The 16,850-nt window shown below is 68.0% G+C and carries 15 protein-coding genes; 11 read left to right on the top strand and 4 right to left on the bottom strand.

The window, feature by feature from the left end; all coding sequences use genetic code 11:
* Positions 1–6: 6 nt before the first annotated feature.
* The 8 genes from ACQRWP_RS06970 to ACQRWP_RS06935 all read left to right on the top strand — a co-directional run bounded on the left by ACQRWP_RS06970 (position 7) and on the right by ACQRWP_RS06935 (position 8,645).
* The gene (locus ACQRWP_RS06970; RefSeq protein WP_430501320.1) at positions 7–852 is read left to right on the top strand and encodes a carbohydrate ABC transporter permease; all 846 of its coding nucleotides are present in this window, start codon (positions 7–9) and stop codon (positions 850–852) included.
* The gene (locus ACQRWP_RS06965; RefSeq protein ID WP_430501319.1) at positions 852–1,763 is read left to right on the top strand and encodes a carbohydrate ABC transporter permease; all 912 of its coding nucleotides are present in this window, start codon (positions 852–854) and stop codon (positions 1,761–1,763) included. The genes ACQRWP_RS06970 and ACQRWP_RS06965 overlap by 1 nt, the downstream gene beginning before the upstream one ends.
* The gene (locus ACQRWP_RS06960) at positions 1,763–2,830 is read left to right on the top strand and encodes an ABC transporter ATP-binding protein (RefSeq protein WP_430501318.1); all 1,068 of its coding nucleotides are present in this window, start codon (positions 1,763–1,765) and stop codon (positions 2,828–2,830) included. The genes ACQRWP_RS06965 and ACQRWP_RS06960 overlap by 1 nt, the downstream gene beginning before the upstream one ends.
* The gene (locus ACQRWP_RS06955; protein WP_430501317.1) at positions 2,830–3,906 is read left to right on the top strand and encodes an ABC transporter ATP-binding protein; all 1,077 of its coding nucleotides are present in this window, start codon (positions 2,830–2,832) and stop codon (positions 3,904–3,906) included. The genes ACQRWP_RS06960 and ACQRWP_RS06955 overlap by 1 nt, the downstream gene beginning before the upstream one ends.
* 277 nt (positions 3,907–4,183) lie before the next feature.
* Entirely contained in the window at positions 4,184–5,644 is a 1,461-nt protein-coding gene (locus tag ACQRWP_RS06950; RefSeq protein WP_430501316.1) for an NAD-dependent succinate-semialdehyde dehydrogenase, read from the top strand.
* A gap of 266 nt (positions 5,645–5,910) precedes the next feature.
* A complete protein-coding gene (locus ACQRWP_RS06945; RefSeq protein WP_430501315.1) occupies positions 5,911–7,164 on the top strand; it encodes an iron-containing alcohol dehydrogenase in 1,254 nt (417 codons plus the stop codon).
* Positions 7,165–7,606: 442 nt separating this feature from the next.
* Positions 7,607–7,843: a hypothetical protein gene (locus tag ACQRWP_RS06940; RefSeq protein WP_430501314.1), complete on the top strand. Its 237-nt coding sequence runs from the start codon at positions 7,607–7,609 to the stop codon at positions 7,841–7,843.
* Positions 7,844–8,276: 433 nt separating this feature from the next.
* Positions 8,277–8,645: a nuclear transport factor 2 family protein gene (locus tag ACQRWP_RS06935; protein ID WP_430501313.1), complete on the top strand. Its 369-nt coding sequence runs from the start codon at positions 8,277–8,279 to the stop codon at positions 8,643–8,645.
* A gap of 288 nt (positions 8,646–8,933) precedes the next feature.
* On the opposite strand, the gene ACQRWP_RS06930 is transcribed toward ACQRWP_RS06935, so the two are convergent.
* Entirely contained in the window at positions 8,934–11,153 is a 2,220-nt protein-coding gene (locus tag ACQRWP_RS06930; protein ID WP_430501312.1) for an NB-ARC domain-containing protein, read from the bottom strand.
* A 77-nt stretch (positions 11,154–11,230) separates the two neighbouring features.
* Positions 11,231–11,698, bottom strand: coding sequence for a hypothetical protein (locus ACQRWP_RS06925; RefSeq protein WP_430501311.1), 468 nt, complete (start codon positions 11,696–11,698; stop codon positions 11,231–11,233).
* Positions 11,699–11,840: 142 nt separating this feature from the next.
* On the opposite strand from ACQRWP_RS06925, the gene ACQRWP_RS06920 reads away from it, so the two are divergent.
* Positions 11,841–11,984 carry a hypothetical protein gene (locus ACQRWP_RS06920; protein ID WP_430501310.1) on the top strand — a complete coding sequence of 48 codons (144 nt, stop codon included), beginning with the start codon at positions 11,841–11,843 and terminating at the stop codon, positions 11,982–11,984.
* 134 nt (positions 11,985–12,118) lie between these two features.
* Here the strand turns inward: ACQRWP_RS06920 and ACQRWP_RS06915 are convergent, their stop codons facing one another.
* A complete protein-coding gene (locus ACQRWP_RS06915) occupies positions 12,119–13,183 on the bottom strand; it encodes a trypsin-like serine peptidase (RefSeq protein WP_430501309.1) in 1,065 nt (354 codons plus the stop codon).
* Between the two features lie 296 nt (positions 13,184–13,479).
* On the opposite strand from ACQRWP_RS06915, the gene ACQRWP_RS06910 reads away from it, so the two are divergent.
* Positions 13,480–14,037, top strand: a complete 558-nt coding sequence (locus tag ACQRWP_RS06910) for a trypco2 family protein (RefSeq protein ID WP_430503146.1) — start codon at positions 13,480–13,482, stop codon at positions 14,035–14,037.
* Here ACQRWP_RS06910 and ACQRWP_RS06905 read toward each other — a convergent pair.
* Positions 14,000–14,362, bottom strand: coding sequence for a hypothetical protein (locus tag ACQRWP_RS06905; RefSeq protein ID WP_430501308.1), 363 nt, complete (start codon positions 14,360–14,362; stop codon positions 14,000–14,002). The two genes, ACQRWP_RS06910 and ACQRWP_RS06905, sit on opposite strands and share 38 nt — an antisense overlap.
* Before the next feature lie 662 nt (positions 14,363–15,024).
* Between ACQRWP_RS06905 and zwf the strand changes: the two genes are divergently transcribed.
* Positions 15,025–16,518 (top strand): glucose-6-phosphate dehydrogenase, encoded by a 1,494-nt coding sequence (gene zwf / locus ACQRWP_RS06900; RefSeq protein ID WP_430501307.1) that lies wholly within the window; start codon positions 15,025–15,027, stop codon positions 16,516–16,518.
* The last annotated feature ends 332 nt before the right edge of the window (positions 16,519–16,850 follow it).

Below are 16,850 nucleotides of genomic sequence, written 5' to 3'. Positions count from 1 at the left end.
CTCGCCGTGGCCTTCATCTCCCCCGCGATGCTGCTGTTGCTCGCCATGTCGGTGTTTCCGTTGCTGTGGGCGTTGTACCTGTCTTTCACCGACTACTCGGCCACCCGCGGGGGGCCCGCCAATTTCATCGGTTTCGGGAACTACACCGCCATCCTGACGTCGGCGCAGGTCCACACGAGGGCCCTGACGACGTTGATCTACGTGGTCGGCGCAGTCGGCCTGCAGACCGTGCTCGGATTCGGCATCGCCTACCTGATCTCACGGCGCACCCATGGGCGAGGAGTGCTGACCACGCTGTTCCTGGTCCCGATGATGCTGTCGCCGGTCGTGGTCGGGCTGTTCTGGCGGTTCATGCTCGACGCGCAGTTCGGCGTGGTCAACAGCATGCTCGGCTCGATCGGCCTGGGGCAGGTGGAGTGGCTCACTCGCCAGCGAACGGCACTGATTTCCCTGATCGTTGTCGACACCTGGCAATGGACGCCGTTCATCATGCTCATCGCGCTTGCGGGCCTCACCGCGGTTCCCAAGTACCTGTACGAGGCCGCCTCGATCGACAGGGCGTCCGAGTGGTTCAAGTTCCGCACCATCACCCTTCCGCTGGTGTGGCCGCTGCTCCTCATAGCCGTGATGTTCCGGGCCATCGAGGCGTTCCGGCTGTTCGACCTCGTCTACATCCTCACCAACGGGGGTCCGGGTGTCTCCACCGAGACGCTGTCGTTCCACATCTACAAGGTCGCGTTCCTGGGCTTCAACACCGGAACCGCCTCGGCGTACGGAATCCTCATGGTCCTCGTCGTCATCGTCCTCACGCAGCTCTACCTGCGCTATCTGAACAAGCTCAAGGAGGGCTGATGGCCGTCTCCGTCGACGAGGCCGTGTCCACGGGTCCCGCCCGGGACCACACGCCCCCCGCGCGCCGCCTGGGCAGCCGAGGCCGCTCGGTGCTGGAGGTCACGCTGCTGACCGTGCTGGCCGTCGTGATGCTCTTTCCGGTGCTCTGGATGATCGAGACGTCCATCAAGGAGAACCGGGACGTCTACGCCATCCCGGCCAGATTCTTCGACTTCAAAGTCACCCTGGCCCACTACAAGGACGTGTTCGTCGACCCCGACGGTGGTCGCTCGGCACTGTCCGTCTCGTTCCTCAACTCCGTCGTGGTCGCCGGAGTCTCCACGGTGCTGGCCACCGTGCTGGGGGTCCCGGCGGCCTGGGCCTACTCACGCTTCGCCGTGAAGGCCAAGAAGGACCAACTGTTCTTCATCCTGTCCACGCGTTTCATGCCGCCCGTGGTGGTCGTGATCCCGATCTTCCTCATGTACCGCCAGGTCGGACTCATCGACAACAAACTCGGCCTGATCCTCATCTACGCCGCGTTCAACGTCCCGTTCACGATCTGGATGATGAAGGGGTTCGTCGACGAGGTGCCCGCGGAGTACGAGGATGCCGCGATGCTCGACGGTTACACCCGATTGCAGGCGTTCCGGCGATTCACCCTCCCCCTGCTCGTGCCCGGCATCGCCGCGACGGCGGTCTTCGCCCTCATCTTCTCGTGGAACGAGTTCGTGTTCGCCACCTTCCTCACCTCCAGCGACAGCGTCCGGACGGCCCCACCCGCCATCGCCGGCCTCATCGGCGGCACCACCACGGACTGGGGTCTCGTGGCAGCCGCCTCCGTGGTGTTCGCCCTACCGGTGCTCGTCTTCGCGTACCTGGTGCGCAAGCACCTCATCGCCGGCGTGACGCTCGGGGCGGTGCGACGCTGATGGCGGGCATCGAGGTGACCGCGCTGCACAAGCGCTACCCGGACGGGACGGTCGCGGTTGATCACGTGGACCTGTCGATCGGCGACGGCGAGCTGTTCGTGATGCTCGGCCCTTCGGGTTGCGGCAAGACGACCACGCTGCGGGCCATAGCCGGCCTGGAGAGGCAGACGACAGGCGACATCCGCATCGGCGACACGCTGGTCAACGACCTGCCGCCCGCCGAGCGCGACATCGCCATGGTGTTCCAGTTCTACGCTCTCTACCCGCATCTGAAGACCCGCGACAACCTGGCGTTCCCACTGCGGGCCGAGGGACTGCCCAAGCCGGAGGTGCACGAGCGGGTCGAGGAGGCCGCCCGGCTGATGCGGCTTGGTCCGCTCCTGGACCGGCGACCGCGCCAGTTGTCCGGCGGGGAGCAGCAGCGCGTCGCGCTTGCTCGCGCCCTGGTGCGACGACCGCGCGCATTCCTCATGGACGAACCTCTCACCAATCTGGACGCGGAGCTGAGGGCGGACATGCGCACGGAAATCAAGCACCTGCAGGGCGAACTGGGGGCGACGATGGTCTACGTCACCCACGACCAGGTCGAGGCGATGTCGCTCGGTCACAGAATCGCCATCCTCAACAGGGGCCGTGTCGAGCAGATCGGCACGCCGCTGGAGGTCTACGACCGTCCGGCGAGTCTTTTCTGCGCCGCATTCATCGGCTCCCCGCCGATGAACCTCATTGAGGTGGAGGTGGCGGACGGGAAGCTGCGCGGTCAGGGCGGACTGGCCCTCGCGCCACCGCCAGGCCTGTCGCGCGACCGTCGCCTCATCGCCGGCGTCCGGCCGGAGGCGCTGGAAGTCACCGCACCAGGGGAGGACCGTTCGGTCCCGGCCCGCGTGGTCTCGGCGGAGTGGCTGGGCGACGAAATCATCTACGTGGTTGACCACGGCGGCCAACGCGACGTACGGGTTCGGATGCCACCGACTGTCCGTTTCTCCGCTGACGAAACGGTCGGGCTGCGGCACACCGGCGGAACCCCGGCGGTCTACGACGTGAGCACGGAAGAGCTGGTGGCCTGATGGGAACCGTGGCAGCGCACGGGCTGCGCAAGTCCTTCGGGAAAGTCCAGGCCCTGGACGGGGTGACGCTGGACGTGCCGGACGGCTCGTTCTTCGTCGTACTCGGGCCCTCCGGGGCAGGCAAGACGACGACCCTGCGGGCGATCGCCGGCCTTGACAAGCTTGACGCCGGGTCCGTGCATCTGGACGGCAGGGACGCGACCGGTGACACGCCGGCCGCACGCGACCTGGCCATGGTCTTCCAGAGCTACGCCCTCTACCCGCGGCACACGGTGTACGAGAACATCGCGTCGCCGCTGCGGGCACGCCGCTGTTCTTCGAGTGAGATCGCCGCTGCCGTCGAGCAGATGTCGAGCCTGCTGCACATCGAACGTCTGCTGCAGCGTCGTCCCGCGCAGTTGTCGGGCGGTGAGATGCAGCGTGTCGCCCTGGCCCGGGCGCTGGTCCGTCGCCCGCGCGCGTTTCTCATGGACGAGCCGCTGACGAACCTCGACCTCAAGCTCCGCGTCGAGATGCGCACCGAGCTCGCCCGCATCCACCGGAGCCTCGGAGCGACCTTCGTCTACGTGACCAACGACCAGGTCGAGGCCCTGTCCATGGCCGACCAGGTCGCGGTCCTCAGGGAGGGGAAGGTGCAACAGGTCGGAACGCCCACCGAGGTGTACGAGCGTCCAGCCAACAAGTGGGTCGCAGGATTCGTCGGGAGCCCCCCGATCAGCCTGCTCGCCTGCCGAGCCGAGGGCGATCGTCTGGTCGGTGCGGAAGGCTGGACGTTACCGCGACCCCGCTGGACCACGGCTGAGGACGGTCGTGCGCTGCTGCTGGGCCTGCGCGCGGAGGACCTGTCCGTCGAGCAGCGTGGGAACGCGTCGCTGTCGGGGGAGCTCTACGGGCTCGAGCCGCTCGGTGACCGAACGGTGGTCGACGTCCGGGTGGGGACGGAGATCCTCAAGGTCAAGGCGAGACCCACCGTCACCGGTACGCCGGGCGAGCGGCTGCTTGTCACGGTCGACCTGGACCGTGCGCACCTGTTCGATGCGGGCACCGGGCTGTCGCTGTCCGAGGCTGGACGGTAACCACGCCGGGCGGCGACGGCACCATGCGCCCGCACATGGCAACCGAGCCTCGGCGGACCGCCACCGGTGAGCACGGCCTGACGACGCTGGGACGGCCATGGCCCGAGACGGCGATCGGTGGCGCGGGGCGTCGCGCCCTGCGGACAGGTCCAAGGCCACATTCGACCCGCTCGGCAACCTCGCCCCCGACGAGGGCGTGTGACCCGTCCGTCTACGCGCACAGCGCGACCGCTGCGGCACGCCGGACATCACCACGAAGATCACAGGAGGCGACGCGATGAGTGACCCGATGAACGTCCTGGCCCCCGAGCACCGGCGGCTCCGGATCGGCGACGCCTGGCGCGAAGCCGCAAGCGGAGCCACCTTTGCCGTCGAGGACCCGGCCACCGGCAAGACCATCGCCGAGGTGGCCGACGCCGGCGTCGTTGACGGGCTCGCCGCTCTGGACGTGGCGACCACGGCAATGGCGCAGTGGGCGGCGACCCCACCGCGGAAACGGTCAGAGTTGTTGACCGCGACGTACCGGGCACTGACCGAGCGATCCGAGCAGGTCGCCCGGCTGATCACGCTCGAGATGGGCAAGCCGCTCGCCGAGGCTCGCGGAGAGGTGGCCTACGGCGCCGAGTTCTTCCGTTGGTTCGCCGAGGAGGCGGTGCGCGTCGAGGGGCGCTACAGCACCGCTCCCGCCGGCGGATATCGCATCCTCACCGTGCCGAAGCCGGTCGGACCGTGCGTCTTCGTGACGCCCTGGAACTTCCCATTGGCCATGGGCGCCCGCAAGATCGCTCCTGCGCTGGCTGCGGGCTGCACGACGATCACCAAGCCAGCGGCCCAGACGCCACTCACCATGCTGTTCCTGGCCCGCATCATGGAGGAGGTCGGCGTCCCCCCGGGCGTCGTCAACGTGGTGACCACCAAGCGTCCCGGCGAGGTGGTGTCAGCGCTGCTAGCCGACAGTCGGACCCGCAAGCTCTCGTTCACCGGGTCGACCGAGGTCGGGCGCGTACTGCTGCGGCAGGCTGCGGACAACGTGCTGCGCACCTCCATGGAACTGGGCGGCAACGCGGCCCTGATCGTGTGTGCCGACGCTGACCTGGACGTCGCGCTCGACGGTGCCATGGTGGCCAAGATGCGCAACATCGGGGAGTCCTGCATCGCGGCCAACCGGATCTACGTCGAGGAGCCGGTACGCGAAGAGTTCACGGCGCGCTTCGCCGAGCGGATGGGCGCGCTTTCGGTGGGCCATGGTCTCGACGACGGCGTCGACGTCGGGGCATTGATCGACGAGGCCTCGGTCACCAAAATCGACGAACTCGTCGCCGACGCGGTCGATCGCGGCGCCCAGGTCCTGGTGGGCGGTGAGCGTCCGGATGGGCCGGGCCACTTCTACCCACCAACGGTCCTCGTCGACGTGCCGGAAGACGCGCGGATGCTGCAGGCGGAGATCTTCGGCCCGGTGGCGCCGATCATCTCGTTCACGTCCGACGACGAGGTGATGGCGAAGGCCAACGACACCGAGCACGGCCTGGCCGGATACATCTTCACCCGTGACCTCCAGCGGGCGCTCCGGTTCGCCGAAGGGCTGGATACGGGGATGCTCGGTGTCAACCGCGGTCTGATATCGGACCCGTCAGCTCCGTTCGGAGGCGTGAAGCAGTCCGGGATCGGCAAGGAGGGGTCGCACGAGGGCATCCTTGAGTACCTCGACCTCACCTACGTGGCGATCGACCTACCGTGACCGGCCTGCTGCTCCGGGCGCCCGCCGAGGATCACCGCGCCCTGCGCGCACACGACCAGGCCGGCCTCCACCCGGCCCAGTGGTCCACCAAGGGCGACGTCCTCACCGCGATGGAGCCGAGGGCGACCGGGCCCGATCGAGTCCGGGCGCCCGGCGCGCGCGCCTCGCCACCCGGGTGGCCAACCTTGCCGACGCCGTCCCGGTCTCGCAGGTGACCTGGACGTCCGCCCAGCACATCGTCGCCGACGTTCCGGAGAGGCACCGACATGCTTGAGACCGTCCGCGGACCACGCCAGCTGATAGTGGGCGAAGGGGTCGCGCAGAACATCCCACGAGTGGTGGCCGAGAGTGGCTCGCGAGTCCTCATCGTGACCGACCAGGTTCTTCTGGGGCAGCCGGGCGTGGCCGAGATCGTGGCCGCCGTGCGGGAGAAGGTCACTGTCGTCGAGGTGTTCTCCGACGCGACGCCAGACGTGCCACTCGCCGATGTCGCCCTGGCCGTCTCGGTCGCCGCCGAAGTGGACGCCGACGTGATCCTCGCCATCGGGGGTGGCACGGTGATCGACCTCGCCAAAATCGTCGGCGTCATCCGGCGCCACGGTGGGACACCGCGCGACTTCTACGGCGAGTCGAAGGTGCCGGGGCCGACGATCCCTCTCGTCGCGGTCCCGACGACGTCAGGCACCGGCTCCGAGCTCACCCCCGTCTCAGTGCTGACCGACCCGGACCGCGAGCTGAAGGTGGGGGTGTCCAGCGTCCACATCGTCCCCGACTTCGCCATCGTCGACCCCGAACTCACCTACACCTGCCCTGCGACCGTCACCGCCCACTCCGGCATCGACGCGTTCTGTCACGCGGTGGAGAGCTACACCGCGCGCCCCCGGGCCCACGGACCGCGCGACCCGGTGGAGCAGGTTTTCCTCGGCCGCAACCCGATCACCGACCACTACGCGCTCCTGGCCGCGGAGCGGATCGCCCGTAGCTTGCGTCGTGCTGTCAGGGACGGAGGCGACACGGACGCGCGCGCGGACATGTCCTACGGGTCCATGCTCGCCGGGCTCGCCTTTTCCCACGCGGGCAACGCGGCCCCGCACGCTCTCCAGTACCCCATCGGCGCAGCCACGCACACGCCGCACGGCGTGGGCGTCGGGCTGCTGCTGCCCTACGCGCTGGACGCGGCCAGAGATGCAATCGGCGACCGGTTGGCCATCCTCGCCCGGGTGTGCGGGCTCGACGTGACCGACGCCTCCGATGCCGAGGCCGCAGACACGTTCCTCACCTGGCTCGACGGGCTCCTCGCCGACATCGGCATCCCTCGCACCTTGGCGGACATCGGCGTGGCACGCGCCGACCTCCCCCGCTTTGCGGAGATGGCCAGTGGCGTCACCCGCTTGATCCAGAACCATCCAGGCCCGACCGACACCGCCAGCCTGACCGCGATCCTCGAAGCGGCCTGGACCGGGGACCGGACCCGACACGTCCTGACCTCGAGCAGAGATAGTGACCGGCCCTTCACATGACGACGAGTTCCCTGCCCCACCCTGGGTGTCGGAACGCTCGGCTACACCATCGCGCCCGACGTCTCAGCCTCCTCGGGTCACTCACCCCGACCAGGCAGTAATGCTGAGCCGCCGCGGATGATCGTTCGTCGGATCATGCCGCCCTGTCGGCTCAAGTCGGTGACGGATACAGGCACACCTTGTGAGCCCTTCAGTTCGATGCTCCAATTTCAGAGGGTGTGCTGTCGGGACGGCCGCATGGTAAACGGGGCAGACCTACAGGCCGTCGCCGTAGCCCACTCCCCCACCATGGGACCGACGGTCACCAAGAAAACGACCCGTCGCGACCCGCCTACCGTAGGGATGGGGCTCGTGTCGGTGGGCGACACGATCTATTGCCCCACCACCGGCGACGCACTTCCCAACGTCGGCAAGAGCTGAAACAGCGTAGGGTCGGCGTGCAGTGAAGGACTTCGCGACCGCCGCGGGTCTTCCGTCACCTGCACGCCGCGATCAGGCGAGTACCACGCTGCACGTTCACCGACCTGCTCCAGGAGGTTCGATCATGTCCAAGGACTCGACGAGCAAGGCGAACGTCAAGAAGAAGGGTAAGACGATCAAGGAGAAGCAGACTGCGAAGCGCCTGAAGCGCGACGAGCAGAGCGGCAAATCCTCAAACATCGTGTCCACCGGGCGCTGACGCCGGCAGCATCGCCCAATTGTCTGAATGCGGCGATGAAGGTGGGGGCTGACGATCGTCGGATCCCCACCTGCCGCTGCTGCCTTGGTGCTTCAGTTCGTAAGTCCTTCGGGGGTTGACGGTTCGGCGGCTGGTCGCGGCCAGTCCGGTGATGGGGGCGATGAGGACGTCACAGAAAAGAGCAGAACCCCCAGCAACCCGCCGGCAGCGACAATTAGCCTAACGCACGCGCCCTGGCCGCATAACCCCCGAAAAATTTACGGCCTCAAGCATTTAGTAGCGCGGGAACCCACGACATTTGATCTCCCGATTCACACTCTCGTCGACGCGGCTACGGTCGGGTAGAAACCGACCGGTTGCGCACCAATACCGGACACCGGTCTTCGAACGCCATCGCGGTTTTCTTCTGTCCAACGCCAGTAGGGTTGAGGGTATGAGCGCCCTCACCGACTACATCAACGCCTGGAACAGCAACGACACGGAGAGCATCGTCGCAACGGTCACACCTGATGCCGTCGTGACCGAAAGCTACGGACCCGTGTACCACGGGCAGGAGCGCATCCGAGAGTGGGCGGACAAGTGGTTCGGCCGGGGCAGCCGTGTTCTGAACTGGGTCATCACGAACGAGTTCACCTCTGGCGACACGACCGTCGCTGAGTGGCGCTTCGACCACCGCGAGGAGAACGAAAATCGGTCCTTCGAGGGCTTGACGATCGCCACCGAACGGGATGGGAAGATTGCGGCGCTGCGCGAGTACGCCACGACCGCTGACTTGTACACATGGGAAGGGGAGTGGAAGTAGGCCGCACTTCCCGGCCGCGTCCACGATCGGAATGAAACCGATCGGTTTCGCGCCACCGGCCCGCTCCGTTGCTCGTCTCCCAGTACACATCGGACGCCAAGCGGCGCGAGAACCACGACATTCGACCTCGCGATTCACAGGCTGAACCAGATCGAAATCTACTTCTCGATCGACGCCCTGGCCGCATAACCCCGAAGGACTTACGGAGTGGGCCACTTAGAGCCGACGCCCTGCCGGCACCGCGGAACGCCCATGGACGCGCCGGGGCGGTATGGCCCGGGGTATTGGTCACGATCGCCGGGGGGAATCCAGCGCGGACAGGGAACTCCGGGCCTCGTCGGCGAGCTTCCTGTTTCCCAGCCTTTCGTATTCGTTGATCGCCGCCCGGAGCGCCTGGACCGCCTCGTCCCGACGACCCTGAGCTGCAGCGACTGATCCGAGGGCTTGGTGCGCTGCGCCTACCCCGGCGCCATGCCGGATCCGCAGGAAGATCTCCAGCATGGCGCGGAAGTCCTTTTCGGCGTCACGGTGCCGATCGTCCTCCACGGCGAGCCAGCCACGCTCGTGGAGGCAGTATCCGCGGAGGAACTCGTCGTCCAGACGGTCGGCGATGCTGAAGGCCCGCGTCGTCAGGGCAAACGCCTCCGTCGGGTGGCCGGCGAGCTTGTGTCCTGCGGCCAACCCCAGGAGCACGTAGCCGTGCAAGGCCGTCTCCGGCGCCGAAAGGAGCGCTGCCGCTCGTTCCAGCGTCGGAATGCTGCGCTCGGGACGACGAAGGGTGTTGTAGAGGACGCCCAGGGCGGAGCGAACCTCGATCTCCTCCTCGACCGTGTGCGACCGTTGGAACAGTCGCAGGGCCCGGAGCAGCTGCCCTTCCGCCTCATCCGGACGGCCGTGCGCCCGCAGCGCCTCGCCCAGCCGGCGCGTGGTCTGTGCCAGCTCTCCCGGATCGCCGAGTCGCTCGGCGACTGCGACGGCCTCCCGCGCTGTGGTCAGCTCGCGCTCGACCTCGCCGGCCAGTCCGTAGGAATGCGAAATCCATCGCAAAGCCCGCACTCTTCTCCGGTCATCGGCTGCCGCCCGCTCTGCCGACCGCCACAGCTGTAGCCGGTAACTGTGGTCGTCGGCTGCGGTCAGCAGCGGGTGCACCGCCTCCACCAGTGCCCACGCCTGATCGGTGAGTCCCTCCGCAACCGCGGTCCGCAGCACGGCCAGGATGTTGTCGCGTTCAAACGCGACGTCGCCGCCGGATGCGGCCAGGTCCCGCAGCCACTCCAGCTGCCGGATCAGGCAGGCAACACGGTCGCCGGGCGTCTCTTCCCGCTCCAGCATCTCAGCAGCGAACAACCGCAGGAGGTCGTGCAGCCGATAACTCGACGGTGTCGGCGCCTCGATCAGGAAGGCGTCCACCAGTCGGTCCAGGGCATCCTGCACCACCCGTCGATCAAGTCCGCACCGACGGGCCGCCGACTCGACACCGAACACCACACCCGGATGCGCCCCGGCTCGCCGGAACACCAGCCGGTCCACGTCGCTGAACTCGTCGTACGTGGACTGGAAGGTAGACCTGATTGCCCGGTCGCCCAGCCGCAGCTCGTCGAGCCGACGGTCCTCGTCCGACAAGCGGTCGGCGAGGGCGGACGGAGTCCATCTGGGTCGGGCCCGGAGCCGAGATCCGACGATGCGCACCGCAAGCGGTAGCCCCGCGCAGATCTCGACCAGCCGTCGTGCGCCCGAGGGGTCGGCCGCGACCCGGTCCGCTCCGATCGTGGCGGTCAACAGTTTCAGTGCCTGCCCGGGCGATAGCGCGTCGAGGGTCAGGACTGCGGCTCCCGGCAGATCGGCGATGAGCCGGCGACTCGTGACCAGGGTGAGACAACCCGCGCCCGCGGGGATCAGCGGTCGCACCTGCGCCGCGTCGAAGACATCGTCGAGCAGGACGAGAAGCCGTCGGTCGGCGACCGCTGACCGGAAGCGCGAGGACAACTCGTCGAGCGTGCCCCGCCGTTCCTCAGCGTCGCGGCCGACCGCCCGGAGCAACCGGATCAGGGCTTCCCGTGGTGGCACGGGAGTCGCACTGGCGCCGCCCAGAGCGACGTACAACTGGCCGTCCGGGAAGTGCTCGCGGACTCCATGGGCGTACGACAGCGCCAGCGCGGACTTTCCCGTGCCCCCCGCCGCGGAGACAACGACGACCTGCGCTCCCGCCCCGACCAGCTCCTCGACAGCAGCCAGCTCCGCCTCGCGGCCGACGAGTCGGGGCGCGACCGGTAGTTCACTCTGCGGAGCCGGGTCGTCCGCAGGCGGGGGAACCGGTGCCACCGAAGGCTGGCTGGCCTGTCCCAGCCGGTGCTGCCACAGGGCGAGACCGACCCCGGTGAGGGCCAGGACGGCGACCGTGGGCCAGGCCAGCCATCCGTACGCCGCGACCGGCTCGGGCAGTTCACCGCCGGTCGCGACGTTGACCACGACAGCCAGCACGACTGAGAGCAGACTCGATACCGTCACCAGCAGCAGCGTCACATGTCGGCCAGGACCTCCGTCTCCGGTGACACGACGCGGGCCACCACGCCCTCTGACGCCACTCAACCGACAGCCACCCTCGCCGCGTCGAGGAATGCCAGGCGGTTCGCTTCGAGATAGTCCCGGACGCTTTCCCCGTCCGGCAGCCCCTCCCAGACGACGAGGTTGAGATCGAAAAAGTAGGCCCGCGCCGCCTCATGCACCGCGAGCGGGAACGTCAGCCGGATCAGCCGCTCCGCGACCCAGACCCGGTTCATCACAGCCTGCGTCTCGACGAGCCATTCGTCGCCGACGGTCCAGCTCGCCGGGCGGTTGAACGCGCACCGCTCCGCCTCAGCCGTCACCTCGATGAACCTCTCAAGCTGGGCGAACCGTTCCGCGCGACGGCCCTCCGCCAGAGCGAGACCCCGCCGCCGCTCCTCGGCCCGCTCCGCCGAGCGCTGGGTCTGATGCTGCACGCCGAAGGACAGGGCACCGCCGAGGACCACGCCACCCAGGGAGACCATCGACACCCAGAGATCGCTCGGCATGCGGCCATGATGCCAGTTCCGCTCCACGCGGAACTTCCCATGCAAAGCAGCCACCGCTCGGCGGCACGGGAGGTGAACGACGCAGTACGGAGCCGACGTTGACACGCTGGCCGCCCGGGCCGTGACTCGTACCCTGGCGAGCGTGACGCTGACCGCCGTCATCGCCGCCCAGCAGGACGACCGCAAAGTCGTGACCACGCTTTGCGCAGCTGCAGGCTTGTCTTGTCGGGATCTGCGCGCCAGACGCCGCGACGCGTCGGTCCCTACCGACCTACGTGGCAAGTGAAAGAACGGCCAACTGAAGCCCGTGTTCGACGTCATCGACGTGCGGCGTCGTCCGGCGACGCCGTTACCGAGGTCGAGCGGCGAGGATGCCGATGGGCCGCCAAGGCGCAGAGCGCGCATCGGCGGCCCACCGTCTCAGCCGTTGTCGATCAGGCTGGCGATCTCGTTGTAGATCAGGTGCGCCTTCGCGCCCTGGTTCGACGGACAACCGCCGAGGTGATGCAGGGCGATCACACGGTGGCTGGCGTTCAGCACGGGTGAACCCGAGTTGCCGCCGGAGGTGTCACAGCTGTAACTGATGTTCCAGGTGTTGTAGTTCGCGTTCCGGACGGCGCAGGTCGCGCCGTTCTGGGTGTCCTCGTAGATCGACAGCCGCTTCGGGCTGCCGTCGCCGTGCCCGGGGACATAGATCCGGGTGCCGTTGCTGGTGGCGGTAGTTGCCAGGTACAGCGTGCCGAATCCCTGGATGGCGGCGAAGTTGTTGACCGAGAACAGGGTGTAATCCAGCTGGTTGGAGCCGCCGCTGCTCACCCTGTAGAGGGTGGCACCGCTGACCTTGGTGCCGGCGCCGGGATTCGCGCCGCCGCAGGTGGCGCACTGGTAGTTGAACTGCATCTCGCTGCCGCTCACGGCGGACTGCGTCGAGAAGCAGTGCTTGTTCGTCAGCATCCGGTTGGTGTTGCCGACCCGCCAGGTGGTGCACAGTCCACCGCCGCTGATCAGCAGGCGCGCCACCGCCCTGCCGCGGGCGTACTCGGTGGGGTGGCTGTTCTGGTAGCAGACCACGTCCCGGCGGGCGTCGGTGCTGCACACGGACTGGGTGGAGAAGTTGTGCGCGGCGATTTCCGTGCGGTCGTATCCGCGCCAGAACCGGTCGATGGTGGCGGCGCTGCCACGTGAGGGGCGGCTGCTGTGCAGTGTCACCACGGCGGTGTCGCCCTCCACCGACATCGCCCAGAAACCCGGCTGTCCGTCGGTGGTGTAGTCCGAACTGGTCGCCCGGTTCAGGTGGCGGTCGTACCGGTAGCTCTCCTTGCCGTCGCGGCTCGACACGGTGACGTAGTCGCCTTGGGCCAGTCGCAGTGAGCTGAAGTGCACCTTGACGTAGGTGGCACCGGGGTGGTGAATGATCTGTGTCCCACCGGTCGGGGCGTAGGACAGGGAGCTGTCGACGGTGCGGAGTTCACCGATCGTGGTCACACCCTCAGCCGAAAACTGGTTCGATTCCGGCGCCCGCTCGGATTGTGGCGCGAGAGGGGCAACCGAGTACGCCTCGGCGGCGGGTACCGACAGTAGGCTCAGCCCAAGTGTGCAGGCAGCGAGCGCGACTGCCCCCGTTCGTAGGCGGCGCAGGGCATGTTTCATCTGTCGCTCCTTCTCAGGAATCAGCACCGAGACGTGCCTTCGGCCTTCATACCTGAGATCATGCAAGACATGTAATCCCATCTATGTCATAGCTGCCTGCCGTGCCGCTCCATCCGCTTCGTTTCCGTGGGATGCGCCCCCATGTGTGGAGGTCACGCCGCACCGCTCGACCGCAGCAACGCAGGTCAGGGCCAACCAGCGGCTCCCCCTGCCGCACACGGCTCCCGTCGGGGCTCCAAATCTCGGCGTCGGCGCCGCTGCGGATGCGCCCTCTGATGAGCAGGATGCTGCCGCCGGGCAGCGGCTGCACGAACGAGGGTTCCAAACAGCCGTCGAGTCGAACGGACCGGACCGGTTGGGCGGTCGCGACGGCAAAGGGCGGAGCACCCGCGGGCGCCGGTATCTGCAAGGTCATCACGATCGGCGGCAGCGGCGAATACAGCAAGAGCGACACCCACCGCGTCAAAGTGACCTTGCGGCCGGTGGTTGGCACGGACGAGGCCGCCCTCAAGGTGAACGACGACCTACCGAAGCGCTACTTGCGGCGAAAACGTACCGGGCCGCGCAGATCGGACCTACGCCGAACCGTCGATCGACCGGAACCAGGTCGTTCGTCGCGAGTGCGAGCCCTGGTCCCGGCCGATCGGCCGATCAGCAGTTCTCGGTGGTGTACTGGACCCACGGGTTGAGGTACGCCCCGCTGATGAAGCCGGACCCACCGGTGCTGAAGCGCACGTGCCACCAGACGGCGATGCCGTTGACCGTGTCGCCGCGCGTGGCGCAGTCCAGGTACGCCGTCACGCCGCGATTCACCTGGCCATAGGCGGTGCAGGATGTGTGCGGCCCGGTACGGTAGCGGACGCCGTTCGCCGTCACCACGGCTGTACGGCCACTCCGGTCCGACCAGCCCTGCCCACACGCCGCCGACGCCGGTGTCGCGGGCACAACGTAGGTCACCGCCGCCGCGAGCAGCGCGATACCTGCCAGCCGAGCACTCATTCGTCGCGTGGTCATCAGCATCCCTCCACAAAGGTGAATTCCAGCCCAGCATATATCGATAGATATCCTCGGCCTTGCTTCTCGTAGACATCGGCCGCCACGGACTGCGCCGGGCCCACCGTCACCAACCTCGAGATCTGCGCGCCGGCCGCGAGTGACGATGACCGTGGGGGCCGGAGGCGCCGAACGTCCCCGCCCGCCGTCGTCGCGGCTCGGGTGACGGCGAAGAGCAGCGCGCAGTGCAGGCCAGTCTGAACTTGTCAGGCTGAGGCAGCACGAGGTTTTATCGGCCGCCTAAGCCTGTAGCGGGCGCCCCCAACCAAACACACCGACGGGCATGGGATGGGACCGTGGTCCCGTCGAACACACCCCATCACCACCGGACCAGCGCCACTCCGCAGCCGCACCCTGGCGGTCCCCGGCAGCGGCGTCGGCGAGCCCGTCGATCTCCGCGGGCTGCCCGGCCACGATCATTCGTACCACCACCTCGTACGCCGACAGACCGCACGAATCGCCACCGAGTCTCCTACCCGTCAGCCCGGCATGCGACGCTCAAGCTCCGCGACCAACGGGCCACGCCGCGCGGCCCCGGACACTACTGCCATAGCCACACAAATCCTGGCATGACAGCACGGCACCCCAACCCCACACCCCTTGTGCCCGGAGGAACGCAGACCATGGACCACGCATCTCAGCTCATCCAGGAGCGGAGTGCCCCGCCGGCCACGCTGGTGATCTTCGGTGCCTCCGGTGACCTGACCCGCCGTAAGCTGCTGCCCGCAGTCGAGAGCCTGGCTCGGCACGAGCGGCTCCCGGACCAGTTCGCACTGGTCGGCGTCGCGCGCACATCGATGACCGACGAGCAGTTCGCCGAGAGCGCCCTCGGCGAACGCACCCTCGCCAGCAAGCGCCAACTCCTGGGCGGCGTGCGGTACGTGGCCGGCGGCTACGACGACCCGGAGACCTACAAGCAGCTCGTGGAGACCCTCGACGAGCTGGACGCACAGCGGGGCACGTCCGGCAACCGGCTCTTCTACCTGTCCACTCCGGCCGCGGCCTTCGCGCCGGTGATCAACGGACTGGCCGGTGTCGGGCTCAACCAACCACGCGAAGGCTCCTTCTCCCGCCTGGTCATCGAGAAGCCGTACGGGCGCGACTTGGTCACGGCCCGCGAGCTCGACGGCGTCGTGCACAGCGCGTTCGACGAGCACCAGGTCTTTCGTATCGATCACTATCTGGGCAAGGACACCGTCCAGAACGTGCTGGCGCTGCGCTTCGCGAACTCGATTTTCCAGCCCATCTGGGATCGCTCCTGGGTCGACCATGTGCAGATCACCGTCGCCGAGACCCTCGGCGTCGGCAGCCGCGGCGGCTTCTACGAAGACGCCGGCGCGATGCGGGACATCGTGCAGAACCACGTGCTCCAGGTCCTCGCGCTGGCACTGATGGAGCCACCGGCCTCATTCGAGGCTGAGGGCCTGCGCAACGAGAAGGTCAAGCTGCTGCAGGCGATCCGGCTCCCCACCGACCGGGACATCGCCGAGGCCGCGGTCCGGGGACAGTACACCCGGGGTGGCACCCGCGAGGAGCTGATGGCCGGCTACCGCGAGGAGACTGGCGTCGACCCCCTGTCGCGGACCGAGACCTACGCCGCGATGCGGCTCAACGTGGACAACTGGCGCTGGGCCGGGGTGCCGTTCTACGTACGTACCGGCAAGCGCCTGCCGGCCCGGCTCACCGAGGTGGCACTGCAGTTCCAGCGGCCGCCGCACCTGCCGATCCCGACCGACCAGCTCACCGGCCTCGATGCTGACGCGCTGATCCTGCGAATCCAGCCGAACGAGGGCATCTCGCTGCGCTTCGGTGCCAAAGTGCCGGGCCACTCCTTCCGGGTCCGAACCGCCACGATGGAGTTCTCCTACGACCAGACGTTCGCCGAGGAGTCCCCGGAGGCGTACGAGCGTCTGCTCCTGGACGCGCTGATCGGTGACGCGTCGCTGTTCATCCGCAGCGACGAGGTGCAGCAGTGCTGGCGGATCGTCGACCCGATCATCGACAACTGGGAGAAGGACAACTCGCCGATCCCCACCTACGAGGCCGCCTCCTGGGGCCCGACCGACGCCGACCGGCTCATCGGCCGGCACGGCCGCAAGTGGCGCAACTCCGCGTGACCCTGTCACAAGGAGGCAACCCCACCCTGGACAACGCCGACCCGACTGCCGAACGCCGCTACGGCGGGTGCGAGCGATAACGCCGACGACGGTGCGGGCACTGCCTCCAGCCCTGGAGTCCCCGGGTCGTCCGGACAACCAGCTGATCGGCTGCCCGGCCCGGCCGCGGTCCGGGCACGGCGCACCCGGGCGCGCCCGCACCGCCAATTGGGAAGGACGACGATCACCGTCCCGAGACGCCTGCTGGCGGCAGGCGAGCGGGTCACGGCTCCTGCCCGCTCGTGCCCGCCCGGGGCACCGGCTACTGGCTCGTAGCTGGCACCCCGCCGCCA

Source organism: Micromonospora trifolii, assembly GCF_050516465.1.
Lineage (GTDB): Bacteria > Actinomycetota > Actinomycetes > Mycobacteriales > Micromonosporaceae > Micromonospora > Micromonospora trifolii.
This window is presented reverse-complemented; position numbering and strand designations above follow the sequence as displayed.